This window comes from Spirulina sp. 06S082 (assembly GCF_034932145.1).
In the GTDB taxonomy this organism is placed as follows: Bacteria; Cyanobacteriota; Cyanobacteriia; order Cyanobacteriales; family Spirulinaceae; genus CCY15215.
Window position 1 is genome coordinate 1 of sequence record NZ_JAYGHV010000295.1, and the last position, 19,867, is coordinate 19,867.

At 44.1% G+C, this 19,867-nt stretch carries 18 protein-coding genes and 1 pseudogene; 11 read left to right on the forward strand and 8 right to left on the reverse strand.

The window, feature by feature from the left end:
* From VB714_RS18515 to VB714_RS18530, 4 genes are all read left to right on the forward strand, one after another.
* Positions 1-890: XDD3 family exosortase-dependent surface protein (locus VB714_RS18515; protein WP_323226137.1), on the forward strand; the 890-nt coding region annotated here is incomplete at its 5' end.
* Between the two features lie 446 nt (positions 891-1,336).
* Positions 1,337-2,257, forward strand: coding sequence for a PEP-CTERM sorting domain-containing protein (locus tag VB714_RS18520; protein WP_323226138.1), 921 nt, complete (start codon positions 1,337-1,339; stop codon positions 2,255-2,257).
* Positions 2,258-2,548: 291 nt separating this feature from the next.
* Entirely contained in the window at positions 2,549-3,505 is a 957-nt protein-coding gene (locus tag VB714_RS18525) for a PEP-CTERM sorting domain-containing protein (RefSeq protein WP_323226139.1), read from the forward strand.
* Between the two features lie 127 nt (positions 3,506-3,632).
* Positions 3,633-4,130, forward strand: a complete 498-nt coding sequence (locus VB714_RS18530) for a pentapeptide repeat-containing protein (protein WP_323226140.1) — start codon at positions 3,633-3,635, stop codon at positions 4,128-4,130.
* 50 nt (positions 4,131-4,180) lie between these two features.
* Here VB714_RS18530 and rbsK read toward each other — a convergent pair.
* Together rbsK and VB714_RS18540 are read right to left on the reverse strand one after the other, a co-directional pair.
* A pseudogene (gene rbsK, locus VB714_RS18535) lies at positions 4,181-5,098 on the reverse strand (ribokinase).
* A 189-nt stretch (positions 5,099-5,287) separates the two neighbouring features.
* Complete coding sequence (locus tag VB714_RS18540) at positions 5,288-6,622, reverse strand: P-loop NTPase fold protein (RefSeq protein ID WP_323226141.1); 1,335 nt, start codon at positions 6,620-6,622, stop codon at positions 5,288-5,290.
* Between VB714_RS18540 and VB714_RS18545 the strand changes: the two genes are divergently transcribed.
* From VB714_RS18545 to VB714_RS18560, 4 genes are all read left to right on the forward strand, one after another.
* A complete protein-coding gene (locus tag VB714_RS18545) occupies positions 6,616-6,756 on the forward strand; it encodes a hypothetical protein (protein ID WP_323226142.1) in 141 nt (46 codons plus the stop codon). The two genes, VB714_RS18540 and VB714_RS18545, sit on opposite strands and share 7 nt — an antisense overlap.
* Positions 6,757-6,870: 114 nt before the next feature.
* A complete protein-coding gene (locus VB714_RS18550) occupies positions 6,871-7,674 on the forward strand; it encodes a cell division protein FtsQ/DivIB (RefSeq protein WP_323226143.1) in 804 nt (267 codons plus the stop codon).
* Between the two features lie 154 nt (positions 7,675-7,828).
* Positions 7,829-8,878, forward strand: a complete 1,050-nt coding sequence (locus VB714_RS18555) for an MraY family glycosyltransferase (protein WP_323226144.1) — start codon at positions 7,829-7,831, stop codon at positions 8,876-8,878.
* A 48-nt stretch (positions 8,879-8,926) separates the two neighbouring features.
* Positions 8,927-10,183 (forward strand): competence/damage-inducible protein A, encoded by a 1,257-nt coding sequence (locus VB714_RS18560; protein WP_323226145.1) that lies wholly within the window; start codon positions 8,927-8,929, stop codon positions 10,181-10,183.
* A 120-nt stretch (positions 10,184-10,303) separates the two neighbouring features.
* Here VB714_RS18560 and glyA read toward each other — a convergent pair whose 3' ends face one another.
* Positions 10,304-11,587, reverse strand: a complete 1,284-nt coding sequence (gene glyA / locus VB714_RS18565; protein ID WP_323226146.1) for a serine hydroxymethyltransferase — start codon at positions 11,585-11,587, stop codon at positions 10,304-10,306.
* Between the two features lie 179 nt (positions 11,588-11,766).
* Here glyA and VB714_RS18570 point away from each other — a divergent pair, with 179 nt between their 5' ends.
* Positions 11,767-12,021, forward strand: coding sequence for a hypothetical protein (locus VB714_RS18570; RefSeq protein ID WP_323226148.1), 255 nt, complete (start codon positions 11,767-11,769; stop codon positions 12,019-12,021).
* Between the two features lie 94 nt (positions 12,022-12,115).
* On the opposite strand, the gene VB714_RS18575 is transcribed toward VB714_RS18570, so the two are convergent.
* Both VB714_RS18575 and VB714_RS18580 read right to left on the reverse strand, forming a co-directional pair.
* Positions 12,116-12,832 (reverse strand): hypothetical protein, encoded by a 717-nt coding sequence (locus VB714_RS18575; RefSeq protein WP_323226149.1) that lies wholly within the window; start codon positions 12,830-12,832, stop codon positions 12,116-12,118.
* Between the two features lie 140 nt (positions 12,833-12,972).
* Positions 12,973-14,079 carry a HAMP domain-containing sensor histidine kinase gene (locus tag VB714_RS18580; protein WP_323226150.1) on the reverse strand — a complete coding sequence of 369 codons (1,107 nt, stop codon included), beginning with the start codon at positions 14,077-14,079 and terminating at the stop codon, positions 12,973-12,975.
* A gap of 131 nt (positions 14,080-14,210) precedes the next feature.
* Between VB714_RS18580 and VB714_RS18585 the strand changes: the two genes are divergently transcribed.
* On the forward strand, positions 14,211-15,461 hold the full coding sequence (locus VB714_RS18585) for an FGGY-family carbohydrate kinase (RefSeq protein WP_323226152.1): 1,251 nt from the start codon (positions 14,211-14,213) through the stop codon (positions 15,459-15,461).
* A gap of 12 nt (positions 15,462-15,473) precedes the next feature.
* On the opposite strand, the gene VB714_RS18590 is transcribed toward VB714_RS18585, so the two are convergent.
* A complete protein-coding gene (locus tag VB714_RS18590; RefSeq protein WP_323226153.1) occupies positions 15,474-16,964 on the reverse strand; it encodes a HAMP domain-containing sensor histidine kinase in 1,491 nt (496 codons plus the stop codon).
* 142 nt (positions 16,965-17,106) lie between these two features.
* Positions 17,107-17,937 (reverse strand): ATP-grasp domain-containing protein, encoded by an 831-nt coding sequence (locus tag VB714_RS18595; RefSeq protein WP_323226154.1) that lies wholly within the window; start codon positions 17,935-17,937, stop codon positions 17,107-17,109.
* A 93-nt stretch (positions 17,938-18,030) separates the two neighbouring features.
* Between VB714_RS18595 and VB714_RS18600 the strand changes: the two genes are divergently transcribed.
* Positions 18,031-18,738: a hypothetical protein gene (locus tag VB714_RS18600; RefSeq protein ID WP_323226155.1), complete on the forward strand. Its 708-nt coding sequence runs from the start codon at positions 18,031-18,033 to the stop codon at positions 18,736-18,738.
* Between the two features lie 18 nt (positions 18,739-18,756).
* Here VB714_RS18600 and VB714_RS18605 read toward each other — a convergent pair.
* Positions 18,757-19,867, reverse strand: a 1,111-nt coding sequence (locus VB714_RS18605; RefSeq protein ID WP_323226156.1) for a GNAT family N-acetyltransferase, incomplete at its 5' end; no start/stop codon positions are given.

A 19,867-nucleotide genomic window follows, 5' to 3' on the forward strand; every position in this document is an offset into this window, starting at 1 on the left:
GTGCTGGAACCCTACATACAAAAACTGGGTTTGATACGGAATGGAATTATAGTATTGATGCGCTTAAAGATGGCTACGATAGAACAATTCATAACTATCGAGGTCTTGCCCTAACTGAAACGAACGGACAATATATCTTTGCTTTAAGCGCCGGTCTTAATTACAACGAAGAAAGTGAGCTTGGTATTACCCACGGAGACTTATTGTTAAACTTTTCCGGTGAGAATTTTAACTTGGCAAATGGTGGAGATAAACTTTTTGGGGTTAAGTTTGCCCCTAAAAACGATACGGATTTGGCATTAGGTTTATATAGCAATGTTGTTGCTGGGGATATCAATGCTTTTGCCAATATCGACCATACCCCTCGTTGGGATAGTTTAAGGGACTACTACTCTACGGGTTACGGGAAATTAAATTCCTATGGTACCGATCTGATTAGCGTTGCTCCAGCTTACGAGTATTTTTACTCTAAAACTATTGATCAAACTACCGATCAAAATACACCTTTTATGAATGGCATTCAATCAGGAACGAAAATCGGCGATGTTTCTATGCTTGACCAAGCAACTTTAGCCGGTTTGGGATTGGATTTTGAGCATTTTGGTGTTGATGCGGTGGGATCGTCTATTTTTGGCATTGCGATCGATAAGTCTTTATTTGCTGGTCTTTTACCGAGTGGTATTAGCGAAGTAATGGCTCATGTTATTTTAGAAAATGGTGATGGTGTTGCGGTCAAAGGGGAACTCAATATCTCTGAAGAGGGAGGCGTAGATCCAAACAGAGAAACCACGCCAGAACCCACTGCTTTACTGGGTTTAAGTCTGATTGGTTTAGCTTTTTTGAAGGGTGCGCGTCGTCATTCTACGCATAGAACTTTACAAGAAAATTAATGCTTGAATTTAAGCGATCGCCCAAAGAATTTTAGTTTATGTGAAGAACTACCCAAGATAGTTTTTCGATAATACATTCTCCCCTGGAAAAAAATTCTCATGGCGATCGCGCGATCGAGCAAAAACAAGGCATTTTTCTCTATAAACAGGTATTTTTCCTTTCGATCGCAAAATTTTGCACAATCTTTACAGAACAACAGCCCATCTAAACCATATCTTGATAAAACTCAGCAAAATCTAATGTTAGACTTGGAACAAATCAAGATATTCGCCACAGAGAAACAGTCCAAAGACATTCTCGAAGCACAAAGTTCAACGAAAAATTAGGCTTATGTTTTCCTAATCTATAGTTTGAAAGTCTATTAGGCAATTCTTAAATTGCATTTCAGGGTATATCTCTAGCACACAATTAACTCAAGAAATAACTCAAGGATAGGACAAGGGCAATGAAAAACTTTAAAATGGCAACTTTGGTTGGAAGCGCGATCGCTACTTTAGGGTTCATGGGGGCGATCGCCGCCCCTGCAAATGCCGGAACACTCTACAACGGCTGGAACTACAGCATTGATAACTTTAATGATGGGTCTGGTGGTGCTGACTACAACTATAAGGGTTTAGCCTCCATCGATACAGGCGACCAAATTATCTTTGCCTTAAGTGCAGGACTCAATTACAACGAGAACAGTAGTTCTAATCTCACCCACGGTGACTTATTCTTAAACTTTTCCGGTGGTGACTTCGATACAGCCAATGGTACAGAAAGCCTTTTAGCCGTTAAATTCGCACCCAACGATACAACTTTAACTGCCGGCTTGTATAAAAATGTTACGGGTGGCGATCTTAATAATTTTGCTACCATCAACCATGCCGGTCACAATTATAAGAGCTTGAAACAGTACGATAACTCCGGGTTTTTGAAAAATACCAACGCCTATGGTACCGATCTCTCGACCAAACAAGAAGTTTACGATTACTTCTACAGTGATGCTGTTGCCAATAGTCCTACAACCAGCAACACGCCGTTTATGAATGCCATTCAGTCGGGAACAAAAGTTGGTGATGTTTCCATGCTGAACAAAACAAATTTAGATGGGTTAGGCTTGGATTTCGCTCATTTTAATGCAGTTGGTTCAGATATCTTCGGGATCGCGATCGATAAGTCCAGGCTTCAAGAGATACTGCCTGGTGGAATTAACGATTTTATGGCTCACGTCATCTTAGAATGCGGTAATGATGGGGTTGCTTTAGCGGGTAACTTCGCTTTACCAGAAGAAGATACAACGGTTCCCGAACCCTCGACTTTGCTCGGTTTGAGTGCGATTGGTTTGGCTTTCTTACGCAAGCGTCGTCAACCCAGTGTTAGCTAATCAACCATTAGGTTAAAAGCGATCGCCGAGTTAAAAATGAATAGTTAAGAGATAAAGGGCTAATCATTAGCCCTTTATCGATCAGGTAGAAAGGTTTACACAATCTTGACAAAAAAACCGCCGCTCTAAGCCATATCTTGACAAAAACCCATAGACTAGAATGTTAAACTTGAATTTACAAGATAAGAGATTACTGACTGAGAGATGTTCTGGGATTGTTTTCTGGGGCTGGAAACTTAGAACATCTCTTTCAAGCAATATACACATCAACGGAAAAAAGGGGACAGTGCAATGAAAAACTTTAAAAAAGCAACTTTGGTTGGAAGCGCGATCGCGACTTTAGGATTCATGGGGGCGATCGCAGCACCTGCAAATGCCGGACAACTCTACAACGGCTGGAACTACGGTATTGATGCCCTTAACGATGGTTCGGGAGGAGAGAACTACAATATTCGAGGTTTGGCTATCAAGGAAACTGACGATCAAATTTTTGTCGGTTTCACTGGTGGAACAAAGTGGGATGGTCATAATGATTCCTCAGCAGGTGGGGGAAAAATCGGCTGGGGCGATCTTTTCTTCAACTTTGCCCCCGAAGCAAACTTTACCGATTTAGTCGCAGATTACGGCAGTTACACCTCTAGCCAAAAAGTCTATGATGTCAAAGATGAATATAACGGTAGCCTGTTAGCGATCAGATTTGCCCCCAACGACCAAGGTGGTGAATTTGGACTTTATTCTGTGGACTCCCTCAAAGGAATTACCACCGATAATTCGGGCTACCGGGATATGAATCACTACGGCAGCCATCTCAATGACGGTAGTAGCCAGAATGCAGCAATGGGAACGGATTTGCCTAATAAAACCGATGTGACAGACTATTTTGGAACCAATAAGCGCATTCTCAATGTTATGGAAACAGGAACAAAGTTAGCCGGTATTACCCAATTGGATGCTGCAGCCCTTGCAAACCAAGGATTAGCATTTAACAATTTCCTCACCAATACGGGGGCATATACGTTTGGTTTCTCCTTAGACAAGTCTGCTTTAGAAGGAGTTCTCCCCGGAGGAATCAGCGATTTCATGGCTCACGTCTTCCTCGAGTGTGCTAATGATGGGGTTGCTTTAGCGGGTACTTTCGCTTTACCAGAAGATGATGATGAAACCGTCCCCGAACCCTCGGCTTTACTGGGATTGAGCGCGATTGGTTTGGCTTTCTTACGCAAGCGTCGTGAATCTAGTGTTAGCTAAATTTTAGCGAATCAAGTATTAGATTAAAGGCGATCGCAAAATTAAATAAAAATAAGGAAGGTCTAGTCACTAAACCTTCCTTATTTTTTGAGTGTGCTAATCTTAAAGGCCAAAAGATGTTCATGCCATGAAAAAACTACCGTTAGCGATGATGACCATTCCCGTTATGACAATGGCTTGGTTTTCCTCTCCCGTTACTGCCTTCAATGGCGATCGCCTGACACAGTTACTCGCAACTAACGCTTGCCCTGAGTGCGATTTAAGCAATGCTAACTTAAGGAACGCTAACTTGAATAGTGCTGACCTGAGAGGAGCAAATTTAAGCAGTGTCAATCTGAGAGGAGCAAATTTAATTGATGCTGACCTGAGAGATACCGACCTGAGAGGGGCAAATTTAAGCGGGGCTGAATTGAGCTTTGCGAACTTTAGTAACTCAGACTTAAGAGAAGCAGACTTAAGACGCACAGAATTGAGAGAAACTCGCTGGCAAGGTGTCGATCTCAGAAATGCTAACTTAAAAGGGGCTAGATTAAGAGAAAATACGTTAAGTGGTGCAAGGCTTTGTCAGACTATCATGCCCAATGGTAGAAAAAATACTCAGCATTGCGATGATTTTGGTAATTAAACCTGAGTTCAGGTTAAGAAGAGGACGAGCATAACGTCCTTATCTAAGTATCAACTATTTTTCAGCGCTTGCAAAAATGTACCGCGATCGGGTAAAGAAGATTGAGCGCCAAGTTTAGTAACCGCAAGAGAGCCAGCAACAGAACCCCAACGCACCGCATCTCTCAGGGGTTTTCCCGCCGCTAAAGCAACCGCTAAGGCACCATTAAAGGCATCTCCTGCGGCTACGGTATCTATCGCATCGACGGGGATAGCTTCCTGCTAAAAAGACTCTTCTGACCCCGTACACCAAGCCCCTTGGTCTCCTAGGGTGATAATTACTGTATTTGCGCCCTTCTCTTGCAAAACTGCGGCGGCCTTTTTTGCCGTGTCGCGATCGCAGACTTCAAAACCCACCAATTGACTGGCCTCTAACTCATTGGGGGTAATAATATCAACTAAAGAATAAAGCTCCTCGGGGAAAGCCAAGGGAACAGGAGCCGGATCGAGAATTGTCTGGACTCCCGCCCCCTGAGCGATTCGAGCCGCTTCCATAACCGTTGCTAGGGGAATGCCCAATTCCAACAAAACCACTTTTGTCAGTCCTAGCAAATTTTTCAAGTATTCTATTTCTTTTTCCCCAACCGTACCATTGGCTCCCGCAGCACAAGCAATGGTATTTTCTCCAGTTTCGCTGACAACAATGGAAGCTACTCCCGAGTGCATTTTGGGGTTAACGGACATTCCATCGGTGTTAACTCCGGCAACATTTAACGCTAAGAGAAGGGTTTGACCGAAATCATCCCCTCCCACCTGCCCGACAAAATGAACCGCATGGCCGAGTTTAGCAACAGCAACGGCTTGATTTGCGCCTTTGCCACCAAATGCTGAAAAAAATTCGTGACCCATTAATGTTTCCCCCGCACTTGGCAAACGGGGAGCCTTGATCACCAAGTCCATATTGATACTGCCGAGGGCAACAATTGTCATGGGCTTTTTTCAATTGAGATGTAGGGAATAGGATATGGGGAAATTGACCCTCCCTCTCAACATTTTAGCGAAGGATTTTTGCAATTGTAGCGGCGTTGTATGCAACGCCGCTAATTCTTGTCTTTTATACCCTACACCCGATCGCCATTAGGAGCAAAGGCGATCGGGTGTAGGCTCAGTGTTTTGTCTTCAAGCGGGAAACCCTTGCCACTTTTGTTGAAAGCGTTGACTTTCAGCGAGAGCGGGGTTAATGCCAAACCAACGTCCTTGGGGGTCTTGGTACTCGAAAACAAACATACTCCGCAACAGGAGTTGATATTCCTGTTCGCCACGAACTTTTTGTTCTCTGACCACTTGTAGGATTAATTCCCATTCGTGGTCTTCCAGGGCGAGGAGAATATCTTCGCGATAGTTTTGAATCACGGTTTCTACGCAATCTCGGCTAATGGGCGGATCTTGCTGTCGCAAACAGGTATAAAGTAAACCGAGAAGGTTGCGGACGTGACCGCCACTGACCCGACACAGGCGATCGAGGGTTTGAGGACTATCGAAAACCTCTGAGATTAACTCGAGCCGCGCGGGGGGATCCAGGTTCGGAAAAGCACGGACGAGTAGGAGTTGCCGCAATAAGGCCATGCCTTGGATATTATCCTGTCCGTCGCGATCGCAGGCAGGAATCATGGGCAGGATAATGGGGGCAACTCCTCCCCCCAAACGATTTTTCAGGGTTTGATACTCATTGGAAAAAATGAGGGCGAGGGGGATGGTATAGACCAGATGGCAGTTGAGTCGTCCCAGTTGGGAACCGCGATCGATGAATAGGTATTCGGGGAGCGATCGCGTGGGGGTAACTTGACGCGGGGCGATGCGATCGAGGTTATCGACGATGGCCACGAGGCCTTTTTTACCCCTGGCGCGAAGTTCGCGATCGGCCCGCCCTAAGACTTCTTCATTAATCGCCCGCAGAATGCTCTCAGTGCGCGGTTCAAGGGATTGTTTGAGTTGTTCGCGCAGTTTGGGGTTTTCTTTGGTTTTCGCCGTAATACGGGCAATTCCCAAGGAAAGTTCTGCCCCTGCTTCTAATTCGATTGGGGTTTGCAAGAAGGTTTTGACTTCTTCAAATAAGTTGGTAAAGTAGGGGGCTTTGAGTCGAATCCCGGCGGTGGTTTCTAGGGAATCACTGACGGATTTGGCAATGGCGATAAGGATATCGCTAATGCTGACATCCGCCATGTCCAGATCGCGACTGGACTCGAAGTAAACAACATGGTAGTTTTGTTCCTCTAAACGTGCCTTCAAACGCAATAACTCAGTCGATTTGCCACACCCAATATGTCCGCTAAACAGTTGACAGGTTGGTTCGTCGGGGGAAAGGCGAACAATGGTTCGCTCTAAGGTTTCGACGACTTTGCCTCCTCGGACTGAGGAAAAATCAATGTAGTAGGGACGCTCTAAGGCATTAGCTAGATCGATGGTTTTGCTGGGATTGCACGCTTTAAAAAACGGTAGTAGATGCAATGTCATATCCTGATGATTTGTTCTCGATGCACGGCAATGTAGAGCCTATCAGTTTATTTATGACGCATTCTTTGCGATCGGTAAACCGTCCCGACTCCCCTCTCGGACAATTGGCCAATCTTTATGCAGTTGGGCTATGATGCTGGGAAGAAGAAATAGGGAGAAAGAAAATGATGTCTGAATTTCTTTTGTTTTCCTTTCTTTCTTAAATCCAGATAACCTTAGATCGCGATTCAAGCGGGAAGTTTTCAGAGATGACAGATATGGCTTCTGTTTCCTCAACAGATCTCAAACATCGTCGGCAGCAACTCAAGCGCCGTCGGCAGATAAAATTTTGGCAAGGGATGTGGCGATCGCTCTCGATCGTGGGTTTGACGGCGATGATAGTTTGGGGGGTGTCTTTACCGGATTGGACGATTGATGCACCGGAAAGGGTCAAAATTAAGGGGAATAAACTTCTTTCTATTACCGCAATTCGTTCGCTGTTACCCTTATCTTATCCTCAATCGATTCTTGAGATCGAGCCGGAAAAACTCAGCCGCGAAATTGAAGCTAAGGCACCGATCGCCAAAGCAACGGTGATTCGCAAGTTATTACCTCCCAGTCTAACGATTGAAGTGACCGAACGCAATCCTGTGGCGATCGCTTTACCTGCTTTTTCTTCCCCGACTTCTAATAATCCTGAAGTTGGCATTGTGGATGCACAAGGGTTTTGGATTCCTAAAAATAGTTATGCAGATCTCGAAAATACTCTCGAACTTCCCGAATTAATTGTGATTGGCTTAACGGAACAATTTCAACCTTATTGGCCGGAGATTTATCGTGAGGTGAGTCGTGCGGGAATCAAGGTATTTGAAATTAATTTACAATCCCCGAATAATCTTATTTTGAAAACAGAATTGGGTAATGTTCATTTTGGGGGCTATTCTTCGTTTCATTTTCGCCAACAATTGTTGGTTTTAGCTAAGATGCGACAACTTCCCGATCGCGTTCCCACCAGTCAAATTGATTATATCGATCTCAGCAATCCCGATACACCTTCGGTTCAATTAAAGTAATTAACCCGAGTTGCTCTAGGCAAAAAAGAGGGTTTGGAGACCAAACCCCTACCGGCGAAATTACCCTTTAGAGAGAGTATTGCGAAAATTCTTGGCTAGAAGCAGAAAATTAGTGTAGACTTTGACGGATCCCACTAGGCTTTTTACCTGCCAGATGCCTCTTCATCTGTATCATCTCATTGCCTTTCTCATTTCCGCGATCGTCGTCCTCTGGAGTACCCCGGTCGTCAAAACGATCGGCCTCAAAAGCGGCCACGTCGATCGCCCCAACGAACGTAAAGTTCACGAACAACCGATGGTTCGTCTGGGGGGGGTATCCATTTTCATCGGTACAATTTCCGCTTTAGTCATTGTCCATTTTTTGGGAGGATTTAATAATTTACCCCTACACGAACAAGGAAGTCTTTGGGGGGTTCTCCTTGGCGGGATCGGCTTTTTTTTAATTGGTTTAGCAGACGATTTGTTTAATCTCAGCCCCCTTTGGCGGCTGTTAATGCAAATTGCTGTTTCTTCCTCCGTCTGGTTTATTGGGGTTCGCATCGAGTTTCTTTCCGTTCCTTTTAATGGTTTAATCCACCTGGGTGTTTTAAGTTTGCCCATTACAGTTATCTGGTTGACAGGTATGGCAAATGCCATCAATTGGATTGATGGTTTAGATGGGTTAGCAGCAGGAGTATCGGGCATTGCCGCCGTTGTCATGTTCATCGTCACCCTCTTTATGGATCAATCTGCGGCGGCCTTAATTGCCGCCGCCTTAGCCGGAGGAGCCCTCGGATTTTTGCGCTATAACTTTAACCCTGCCCAGATTTTTATGGGGGATGGAGGCGCTTATTTTATGGGATTTACCCTAGCGGGGGTGGGAACGATTGGTTTAGTGAAAAGCACCGCCGTTACTGCTGTTCTCCTGCCCTATTTAATTCTTGCAGTTCCGATTCTAGATATGTCCGCCGTGATTATCTCCCGCTTGAGTAATGGTAAATCACCCTTTTTAGCAGACAAAAGCCACCTGCACCACCGCTTACTCGATGCGGGGATTTCTCAACGATTAACTGTATTGTTTATTTATGCTTTGACCTTGTGGGTAGGTAGTTTAGCGTTAGCCTTCTCGGGTCTTCCCAGTGGTGCTGCCTATGCGATGGGGGCAACCATGTTACTTGCTTATGTTGGTTGGCAAGTTTGGCGTAAAACCAAAGCGACTCGATAATCTCAATTCGCAAATTAAGAAGCTACAAATTGGAAAGGGAAAAAGCGTATGAGTGCTGAAATCATTTGCGTGGGAACAGAATTGCTACTCGGCGATATTCTCAACAGCAATGCCCGATATTTGGGGCAGGAATTCGCAAAATTAGGCATTCCTCACTACTATCAAAGTGTGGTTGGAGATAATCCGGAGCGAATTAAAAGTGTTATTGAGGTCGCGATCGCCCGTTCTTCTCTGCTTATTTTTACGGGAGGACTCGGACCGACTCCCGACGATCTCACCGTGGAAACCATCGCCGCTTTTTTTGAGACTCCCCTGGAGGAACGACCGGAGGTTTTACAGGATATCACGGATAAGTTTGCCCGACGGCGCAGGCAAATGACTGACAATAACCGCAAACAAGCCTTATTGCCCATGGGTGCGGCGGTTTTACCCAATCCGACGGGAACGGCACCGGGTATTATTTGGCAACCTCGGGAAGGGGTTACGATTTTAACTTTTCCTGGGGTGCCATCGGAAATGTACCGAATGTGGGAGGAGACGGCTATTCCCTATTTAAAAAGCCAAGGCTGGGGAAAGGAAATTATTTACAGTCGTCTCTTGCGATTTTGGGGGATTGGCGAATCTGCCTTAGCAACCAAGGTAACTCACTTATTTGATAGTGTTAATCCTACGGTTGCACCTTATGCGGGGAATGGTGAGGTACGCTTGCGGGTGTCTGCTAAAGCTGCGTCGGAATCAGAAGCAAATCTTCTTATCGACCCGATCGCCAGAGAAATTTGCACTATTGCGGGGGATGATTATTTTGGGGCCGATCGCGACACTTTGGCCTCGGTGGTTGGGCAGTTATTGGGCGATCGCCAGGAAACTCTAGCTGTGGCTGAATCCTGCACGGGTGGAGGATTGGGGGCAATGCTAACTGCAATACCAGGCAGTTCTGAATACTTTGCAGGGGGGATTATTTCCTATGCCAATCGCGTTAAAACAGAACTCTTGGGAGTGAGTCGAGAATTACTCTCCCAGGTCGGTGCTGTTAGTGAACCTGCGGCTAAACAAATGGCGGCGGGGGTGAAAAAACAATTGGTTTCTGATTGGAGTTTAAGTGTTACTGGTATTGCTGGACCCGATGGGGGTTCTTCCCATAAGCCCGTCGGTTTGGTTTATATTGGTTTGGCTGGTCCCGATGGCGAGGTGGAGATTTTTGAGTATCGCTTCGGACCCGAACGCGATCGCGACACAATTCGTCACTTAAGTGTATGTCACGCCCTCGATCGCCTGCGCCGTCAACTCATTGCTAGAGGTGACTAACAGCATTTGTGCAGAATTTATGCAGAATTTTCTACGCTTGCCCAAAAAATTAAATTTCTCAATGAGGGAGAAAGATCTGTTTTTTATCTTTCTCCTGACTCGTTATTTTTGACTCATTTCTCAGACGATCGCCGGGGCGGGAATTTTCAGATGGGGATAAAGGGGGAAGCGATCGCATAAGGCTGCAACCCGATGGCGACAATCTTCGGCGATGCTTTCGTCTTCTGGGTTGAGAAGGCGATCGGCAATGATATCCGCGATTTCTATAAATTCCGCCTCTTTCATGCCTCGGGTGGTCATGGCGGGGGAACCCAAGCGCACGCCACTGGTGACGAAGGGGGATTCCGGATCGAAGGGAACGGTATTTTTGTTAGCCGTCACGTTCACTTCTTCGAGAAGGCGATCTGCCGTTTTGCCCGTTATACCAATGGACCGCAAATCGAGGAGAAAAACATGGTTATCCGTTCCCCCGGAAACAATCTTAAAACCGCGTTCTACGAGGCGAGAAGCGAGGGTTTGGGCATTTTTGATGATTTGGGCGCAATAGGTTTTAAATTCCGGTTTCAGGGCTTCTCCAAAGGCAACGGCTTTAGCGGCAATAACGTGTTCTAACGGACCGCCTTGAGTACCGGGGAAAACGGCTTTATTGAATTTTTTCCCTAAATTTTTATCTTGGGTGAGAATGAGTCCTCCCCTGGGACCTCTGAGGGTTTTGTGGGTGGTGGTGGTGACGACATGGCAATGGGGGATAGGATTGGGATGATGTCCCGTTGCTACTAATCCGGCAATATGGGCGATATCTGCCATTAAGTACGCATCAACTTCATCGGCAATTTCCCGGAATTTGGCAAAGTCAATGATACGAGAATAGGCAGAATAGCCGCAAATAATCAGTTTGGGGCGTTCTTTGCGGGCAACTTCGCGAATTTGGTCGTAGTTGAGAGATTCGGTTTCGCGATCGACTCCATATTGTGCGACTTGAAACCATTTCCCAGAAACATTCACAGGAGAGCCATGAGTGAGGTGTCCGCCGTGGGATAAGTCCATCCCCAAAATTTTATCCCCAGGTTCGAGGAGGGCAAGAAAGACGGCAAAGTTAGCTTGTGCGCCAGAATGGGGTTGAACATTGGCACTAGCTGCCCCAAAAAGCTGTTTAGCGCGATCGATCGCCAGTTGTTCGGCGCGATCGATGAATTCACAACCGCCGTAATAGCGCTTTTTGGGCAATCCTTCGGCATACTTATTAGTTAGAACCGATCCTTGGGCGGCCATGACCGCAGGAGAGGTAAAGTTTTCGCTGGCGATGAGTTCGAGGCGATCGCGCTGCCGTTGCAGTTCGAGATTGATAATACTGGCAATTTCGGGATCGGTTTGCAGGAGAAAATCCGAGTTAGTTTTGCTCATAAGAATTAATCTATGGGTTCTATGGGTGCAAGTTTTTCATCATACCGCATTGACAAGGGGCGATCGCGCTCTCGTACTGGAAGATTTGGTTAAGGTATGTAGCTATTTCCACTGTCTGGGCAAAAAATTAAATTAGAATAAGGATAGGTAGTATTCGCGAACGCTTTTGGAGGGGAATCATGTTAGTAATTCTTACAGACGAACAAATGCTTTCTCCCCAACAGGTCTGTTGTAACTGTCTTTTAGCCAATAGTAAAGGTTTACCGCGTTGGCATCAAGGGAAACTGGGGTGCGGTTTGGCTATTTCTGCACGGCGATCGCCTGAACCTCAAAAGGCGATCCGAGGCGATCGCGATGACTATTCCCAAGATCGCGCGAATCTGCCAGAATTGTATGAGTGTAAAATGGGGTTTCGAGTGGTTGCAATTGATTAAAAATATTGATTACAAATAAGTATTTACAATAACTCAGAATAGCCCAAAAAAAGCGATCGCATTGCGCGATCGCTCAAACCAACAATAAACGGGATTACCCCTTATCCTCCATCTCGCGCTTTAACCATTCGAGTTCTTCATCGATCGGGTCTTTTGGCGGTGGAGGAGGCGATACTCGCTGACGTTGCTGCCAGCGCACTTGATTGAGTTCTTGGTCAGAATCATCAATCGCTTTAACTGGACGCTTGGCACGAGGTAACTGAGACCGATTAGCCCGCTTATTCTTCCGTTTCCGCTTCTCCTCCCAATATTGGAGAACCAGATAACGAACCTGATGAATATAAAGCATCAAAAAGACCCATACCCACACCAAAAAATCGTCCTCAGCATCACGCAAAGGAATATTCCCAGCAAAATCATCTAAGACCAGTCCTCTCAGCAACTTATAACCCAAAATAACAAACAAACAACTGCCAATAGTAGTGACCCAATCAACCCAAGACTCATGCCAGAACTGCTTAGGAGGATTCCACGACCATGAGAGAGGCTTTTGACGAAACAAGTTGCAGATCGCCGCCACCAACTGACGAACATGAGCATGAAGCCAAATCGGCCCCGCGATCGCCACTCCCACCAAAGGGATAACCATCACAACACCTAAACCCCTAGTAATAACTGTTATCAACCCAGCCATACCACCAAACACCAAGACAAAAATTCCAACCACAATCCCCGACATTGCGATCGAATTAATCCCAATAATCATCCGAACAAAACAGCGAGGGTAAGGAAACCATCTCGGATAACGCATAAATACAAAATTGACTCATTATCTCCAGAATCTCACAAATGGAAACAATGTGCTTATCCTAACAATACAATAATCTGTAATCCTTCCTTAGTTTTTTTGTTCTTACAAAGTTGACCTGCTCCCCCAGATTGCAGATAATCTTAGTCTGATGTGGCAGAAAAAGGTAATTCAACAAAGAAAGTCGTTCCTGTTTCGTGACTGGTTTCAAAATAAATTTGACCGTGATGTGCATCGATAATTGATTTCGCGATCGCGGTACCGAGTCCAGTTCCTCCTTGTTTTCCATAGGTCACAAAGGCTTCAAAGAAATTCTCGCGAATACTTTCAGGAATGCCAGGACCATTATCACGAATTTCAATGCGAATGCGATCGGAAAACTTTCTGACTAATAGATCGACATTGCCTCCATTACTATCAAAAGCCTGCACGGAATTAATAGCAATATTTTGAATCACCCGCATCAGTTTCATATCATCAAACTCAACAATCAAATCTTCAGGACAAGTAATCGAAAAATCAACTCTTTCATCCTGAAAATAAATCCGATTGAGTTTTTCAAAATGCTTTAATGTTTCTAGAATTTTAATAGGACGTTTACGCAAAACTGCACTTCCCCGAGCAAATTCTAATAATTCTTCGGCCATAGCAGCCATGCGGGTTGCTTGTGCCTGAATTAAATTACACCATTCTACAGTTTCTTCATCATCTGGGTACATTTCTCGAACCATACCACTAGATAATTGAATGCCACTCAAAGGACTCTTAAGATCGTGAATAATGGTATTCACCATTTCTCCGACCAAAACCATTTTTTCTTTATAAGCAAGCTGTTTGACATATTGTTCTGTAGTGGTTCGCAAACGCTGAATAACATAGTGAAAGAGTTTAAGAACAACTTCACCATTGGTATTATTGAGAATCTCGATCACGATATTGCGAGGAATTTTAGCCAAGACAGCACGGCCGCGAACGATCGCCTGCGCGCTGCGAGGCTGTCCGTCCAAAATTCCAAATTCGCCGAAAAAATCATTGGGGACAGCTTGCGCGACAATTTGAAAATTATTTCCCGTAATTTGTTTTCTGAATAAAATTTCTCCTTCGAGGACCAAGTAGAGAAAATCGGGTATTTCTCCTTCCTCAAAAATAATGGCATCATCTGGAAAAGTTTCAACCGTTGCTAATTGACAAAGTTTTGCAGATCGTTCGGAATCAAAGAATTTGACAAATTGGTGTGCTTGAATGTCCATGAGAAATTGGCGACATTAGGATTCTAAAGACGGTGGATCGATCATATCGCAATCGGTTGCTTTCGTCGCTTAAACCCTTTATTTGTTTTAAGAAAAGACGTAAAATATAAAGCGATGAGGAGAGAAAAAAGATGCCGTTTTATTTGGGGCTAGATTTTGGGACATCGGGAGCCAGGGCGATCGCCATTGATGAGGATAAAATCCCCTGCTGGGAGGGACGAGTGGATTTTACGATTTGTTCCCATACAACTACAATGTGGCGTGAAGCCTTGTTTGCATTATTGGCTCAAATTCCTCAAGCAATGCGTAGGGAAATGAGGGCGATCGCCATTGATGGGACTTCCTCGACAGTGCTATTATGCGACGATCGCGGGGAGGCGATCGCGGAACCCCTACTTTACAATGATGCCCGAGGGGGAGAGGTGGAGGAGGAAATTTGCGCCATTTCTCCCCCCGATAGTGTTGTCCGCAGTGCAACTTCGAGTTTGGCGAAATTATTATGGTGGGAAAAATACGGATTTTGCGATCGCGCGGCTTATTTTCTCCATCAAGCAGACTGGTTGGGGTTTCAACTGCACGGACAGTTAGGGATTAGTGACTATCACAATGGGCTGAAATTGGGCTATGATGTGGAGCGCCTCTGTTATCCCGACTGGTTGACCCAGTTATCTTTGCAACGATTGTATCCTCGTATTGTTGCCCCTGGGACTCCTGTGGGGGAAATGCAGCCGCATCTGTGCGATCGCTTTGACTTTCCGCGAGACTGTGTTATTTGTGCGGGGACGACGGATAGTATCGCCGCTTTTCTGGCTAGTGGTGCGACTCAACCGGGAGAAGGGGTGACTTCCCTCGGTTCAACTTTGGTGTTAAAACTGTTGAGTGCAACGCGAGTAGAAGAAGCGCGATCGGGGATTTATAGCCATCGTTTGGGGGATTTATGGCTTGCGGGTGGGGCTTCTAATACGGGAGGTGCGGTTTTACGGCACTTTTTCGGGGATGAGGAGTTACAGAGGCTTAGTTCCCAAATTGAAGGCGATCGCGAGAGTCCTTTGCAATATTATCCGTTATTGACAGTGGGGGAGCGTTTTCCGATTTCTGACTCCCATCTTGCACCTCAATTGGAACCTCGTCCAGAAAATCCTGTTGCTTTCTTACACGGTTTGCTGGAGGGTATAGCACGGATCGAAGGGATGGGCTATCAACGATTACAAGATTTGGGTGCAACAGCGCTCAAACGGGTTTATACGGCGGGAGGCGGCGCGAAAAATCCTCAATGGGAAACCATTCGACACCGCCATCTTCGCGTCCCTATGGCTGCGTCTCAATGCTTAGAAGCCGCTTTTGGGACGGCACTGCTGGCACAAGGTTTTCCTCTGCCTTGATTTTAAACTAGATTAAAGTTTAGTTTTCTGCTTTTGTAAATCGGGCTTTTTGAAAGGAGAATGATGCACTCCAAGAGGCAGAAAAATAGTTAAAACTTCTCCTTGTTGGGGACGTTGACGAATTGTTAGTTTTCCTCCCAATATCTGAAAAAGATTTTTGGTGACATCAAGATTTAAACTTAAATTTCCTGTTTCGGGTTGGAACATTAATAATTGTCCCATGGACTTTAAAGAGTGGGTTAAAGAAACATTTTCTGAAACCAGTTGTACTTTTAATTGATGTCCTGCTGTCGCAACTTGAACTTGCAATTGTCCTCCAGTTGGTAAACTGCGGGTAAAACTTTCCATGAGTCCCGAAAGGACGCGACTCAACATTTCTGGGTTGCTGAAAACAGTCGGTAATTGTTCGGGAAGCAAGATATCAAGGGTTATATTTCTTCCTTGTGCTTGTTTTTTCCAGCGAGGAATATTGTGTTGAATAATTTGTTTGAGAGAAATGGGAATTAACTGCACATTTTCTGATTTTATCGGTTTGCTTTCTAACTCCGCAGCCCGAAAAATAAGTTCCATGCGATCGATTTGTTCCGTACATTCGCGATCGATAATTTCCAAACGTTCGATCGCTTTAGGAGCAAGATTTTCTTGCTTTTTCAATAGTAACCGAGTTAGCATCCGAATGGTTGTCAAAGGAGTGCGTATTTCGTGAGTTAGTGCTTGCAGTAATTCGACTTCAGAAATGAGATCGGATTCTATTATTTTTTCTTTATCTTCCTTTTTATCACAGGAAATATTAGCGGTAGTTTGTACGGAAATCAGGGGAGAATTATCGGGTAAATTTGTCAACAAACGGCGACTAAAGGCCGTTACAAGGCGATAATCTGGAGTTGGAGAAGGGACAACGCGATCGGCAATTTTATCTAGGGAAGCAAGGCGATCGCTACAGAGAATCATAAGGCGCGATCGCAGGGTTTGCCAAGCTAATTTTACAACATCAGGATCGAAGGAAAAGCGAAACTGTACTTTTCCATTTACTCCTTTTCCCAAAACTAAAACTAACCCAAATTGAGGGGTTAAAGCAAGGCAAAATCTTTCGTTAGCAAGAGGATCGGTAGCAAGGAGAGGGTATTCTGGAAATGTTGGTAGTTTTGTCTGTTGAGATTGACAAAAAGCGGCAGGTAGGGAAAATTGCGGTTGGCGTTTTGGGGCAAAAACTCCCACTTTCAAGTGAGAAAATATTTCGGGTTTACATAAAACCGGGGTCGATCCTGACAGTAATAATCCTTGACAAGTTTCCTTCAAAGTTGCACTCTCAGAGGGGATTAATTTCAGCAATAATTGTTCTAGTGAGGCGATCGCGCTGTACCATTGACTCTCTGCTTTTAACAGGGTGTTAATGGAATATAGGGTATCGGGTTGGGAATTTTGCTCATCTTTTTCCCAACTTTCCTCACTTTTTTCTACCACTTGACTTAAAGTGGGTAACGACCAATCTAGTCCAACCATTCCTCTCTACCCTCTTACAAAAACTCGCGTTTGAAGGTGACGACATCCCTCCTGTTAGTTTAATATTAACGCTTTTACTGTTTCTACCATAGCAGGAGAACCGAACCTTTGCCGTTATCAGTCACCAGTCACTCGTTATTAGTCAGTTAGCTTGTAGTTTTGCGAGAATTTTTCTGAATAGTTGGATGATAATTTCTTCGCTGTTGTCTCGGACAAAAATATTATAATTGGGATGAGAATTAATTTCAATTAACCACAATTGATTGTGGCGATCGCGGGCAATATCAAATCCACCATAACTGATGTCGAGATTTTGAAAGACGGGATTAACAAAATTTTGGATTTCGGTGACGATCTGGCGATCGGTAATATGTCTTGCTTTTGCCCCTTCCCAATGTAAGGGGCTTAAATTTCCTGTGAATTTTGCATTTTTATTGTCTTTATTATAAAGTAAAATGAGTTCTCGGTCTAAAAATACGGCTCGATATTCTTGTTCGATGTTAATATATTCTTGCGCTAAGGCCACATAATCGCTATTTTTACTATGAGTATCAAAAATTGTTTTTAGGGAATTATTCGCTTCTCGTTCATTTTGACATAAAAAAACATTATTTCCCGATGTTCCGCGATTTCGTTTAATAATGACAGGGAAGGAAAAATGAGTTTGGATTTCTCCTATAATTTTTCCAACTGTGTCGAAATGCAAATATTGCTGATATTTTTCGTCGCAAAAAGGAGTTAAAAATGCCAGGGTTTTAGGATTGTTGACACAATCTTTAAGGAGTCTATAGGTATATTCTTTGTCGATGAGAATTTTGGCGATCGCCTGACTGATGAGGGGAACTGTATAGTTGACAAAGTAATAGTTTTGTTGTAATTTAACTCGAACTAAGTTTTCTGTAGGGTGAAGGATATCGTAATCGATTTTTAGTTGTTTACACGCCTCGATTAAAATGCGAATATTTGTTAGCATATTGATTTAATGATAAATTTAAAAAATTGCTTGCGTTCGGCATTCTAGTTTTAGTATTATAGACAAAATAAAATCAGAAAGCAAGATAAGCCAATGAAGCAAAGATATACATTCAAACTATTGAATTTAGCTGCATGGTGGGGGATCAGTTTTACACTGGTACTCCTTCCTTCTTCTCCCGTTAACAGTCAAAATCTTGAGAGTTTTCTGCGCCAACCCCCTCGATATTGCCCGGAGAATGGAGGCAGTGGAGAAACCTTAATTCGCTATGTTACAGAGAGTTTTTACATCTATGTTTGTCAAGGGGGAAGAGGAGGCGATCGCAATGGCTTAGATTACTATAGCATCAATCGTCAAGACCCCAATAAATTCATCAGAGTAGCGGCGCTTCCCGGTGAAAATGAGCATGAATATTATGGCAGAAGCGCGATCGCGCTTTATCAGATTGATGACTCTCAATTGACGATCCTTGAAAATGGTGAGATAATATTAACAGAACCCGTTCAATCTTGCATTAAAAAAGATGGAAATTTGTGTAATGGAACATTTTTATATGATTCCGAGGAAGGGTCTGCTTTTGAACCTTTTGCACAATGGCCGCCGAGTTCATCAGAACTAAAGCGTTTCCTTGGTCGCAATGCCCAAGTTGTTTCCCAATTTCTAGAAGAGTTGGACTATTCCCCCAGATTTTACCGCGATTCTACCGTGGGAAAAATGTATGTTGATACTGGTAGAGGAATGCTCAATTTTTGGTTTTCCCTCGATACTAATGAATCTATTTATCGGGTAGAATTTTACTAAAATTGTGCGATTCAAGATTTAATCATTACAGAAATCAAAGTTAATTTCTTGTTTATTGAAGGGTAAATCTTGATTAATTGCCTCAATTTCCTGCTGTTCCATATCGTTGATTTCATCAATATAAGAACAGAGAATTTTTCTCATGCGAGGGTCATAAAAACGATGTAAACTATGGTTAGGTGTTGCCAGAAATCCTCGGCGGCGCTTATGTCTTCCTCCTGCCCCTGGATCGAACATTTGAATACCTTGAGAAATTGCCCATTCAATGGGTTTATAATAACAGGCTTCAAAATGAAGACAATCAAACTCTTCTAAACTGCCCCAATAACGTCCGTAAAGGTTCTTATCTTTTCGCAGACAAAAAGACATCCCAACGGGTTTTCGGGTATCTTGTTCGTCAGAATAAGCCGCAAAGAGAACAACGCGATCGCTATAATTGGGATACAATTGCTCAAAAAATTTGCGCGTTAAATATTGACTACCCCAATAAAATTTACTACAGGTACTGCTGTAAAATTGATAAATCATAGGATAAAGAAAATGGGGAATTTCTTCTCCGGTATAAACTTCCATTCTTAACTTAGCTTTGGTCACAGATTTTCGTTCTCGTTTGATATTGCGTCGTTGGTTAGCATTAAAAACCTTTAAATAGTCATCAAAGGTTTGAAAGTCCAGATTTCCCCAAATATAACTATGATGCAACCAACTACTAAACCCATGAGATTCCATCACTTTACGCCATTCGGGATCGACAAAGAGAAAATTGCATCCCGAGAGTTGATTGCGATCGCAAAAATGGTCGATCGCCGCGACCATTATTTCTGTTAAAGTATCCTCATCTTCTCCCTCTGCCATTAAAAAACGATAACCGACAGCAGGAGTAAAAGGGGTCATTCCCAACAGTTTTGGATAGTAAGAAACCCCCAAACGATGCGCGAGGTCCCCCCATTGATGGTCGAAAACAAACTCGCCGTAACTGTGACCTTTAAGATATAAAGGGGCTGCTGCAACCAGTTGGCGATCGCGCCATACGGTTAAATGACAAGGTTGCCATCCTGTTTTTGCTGCTACACTACCAGAGGTTTCGAGATTATTCAGCCATTCCCATTCTAAAAAGGGCGTTTCGAGA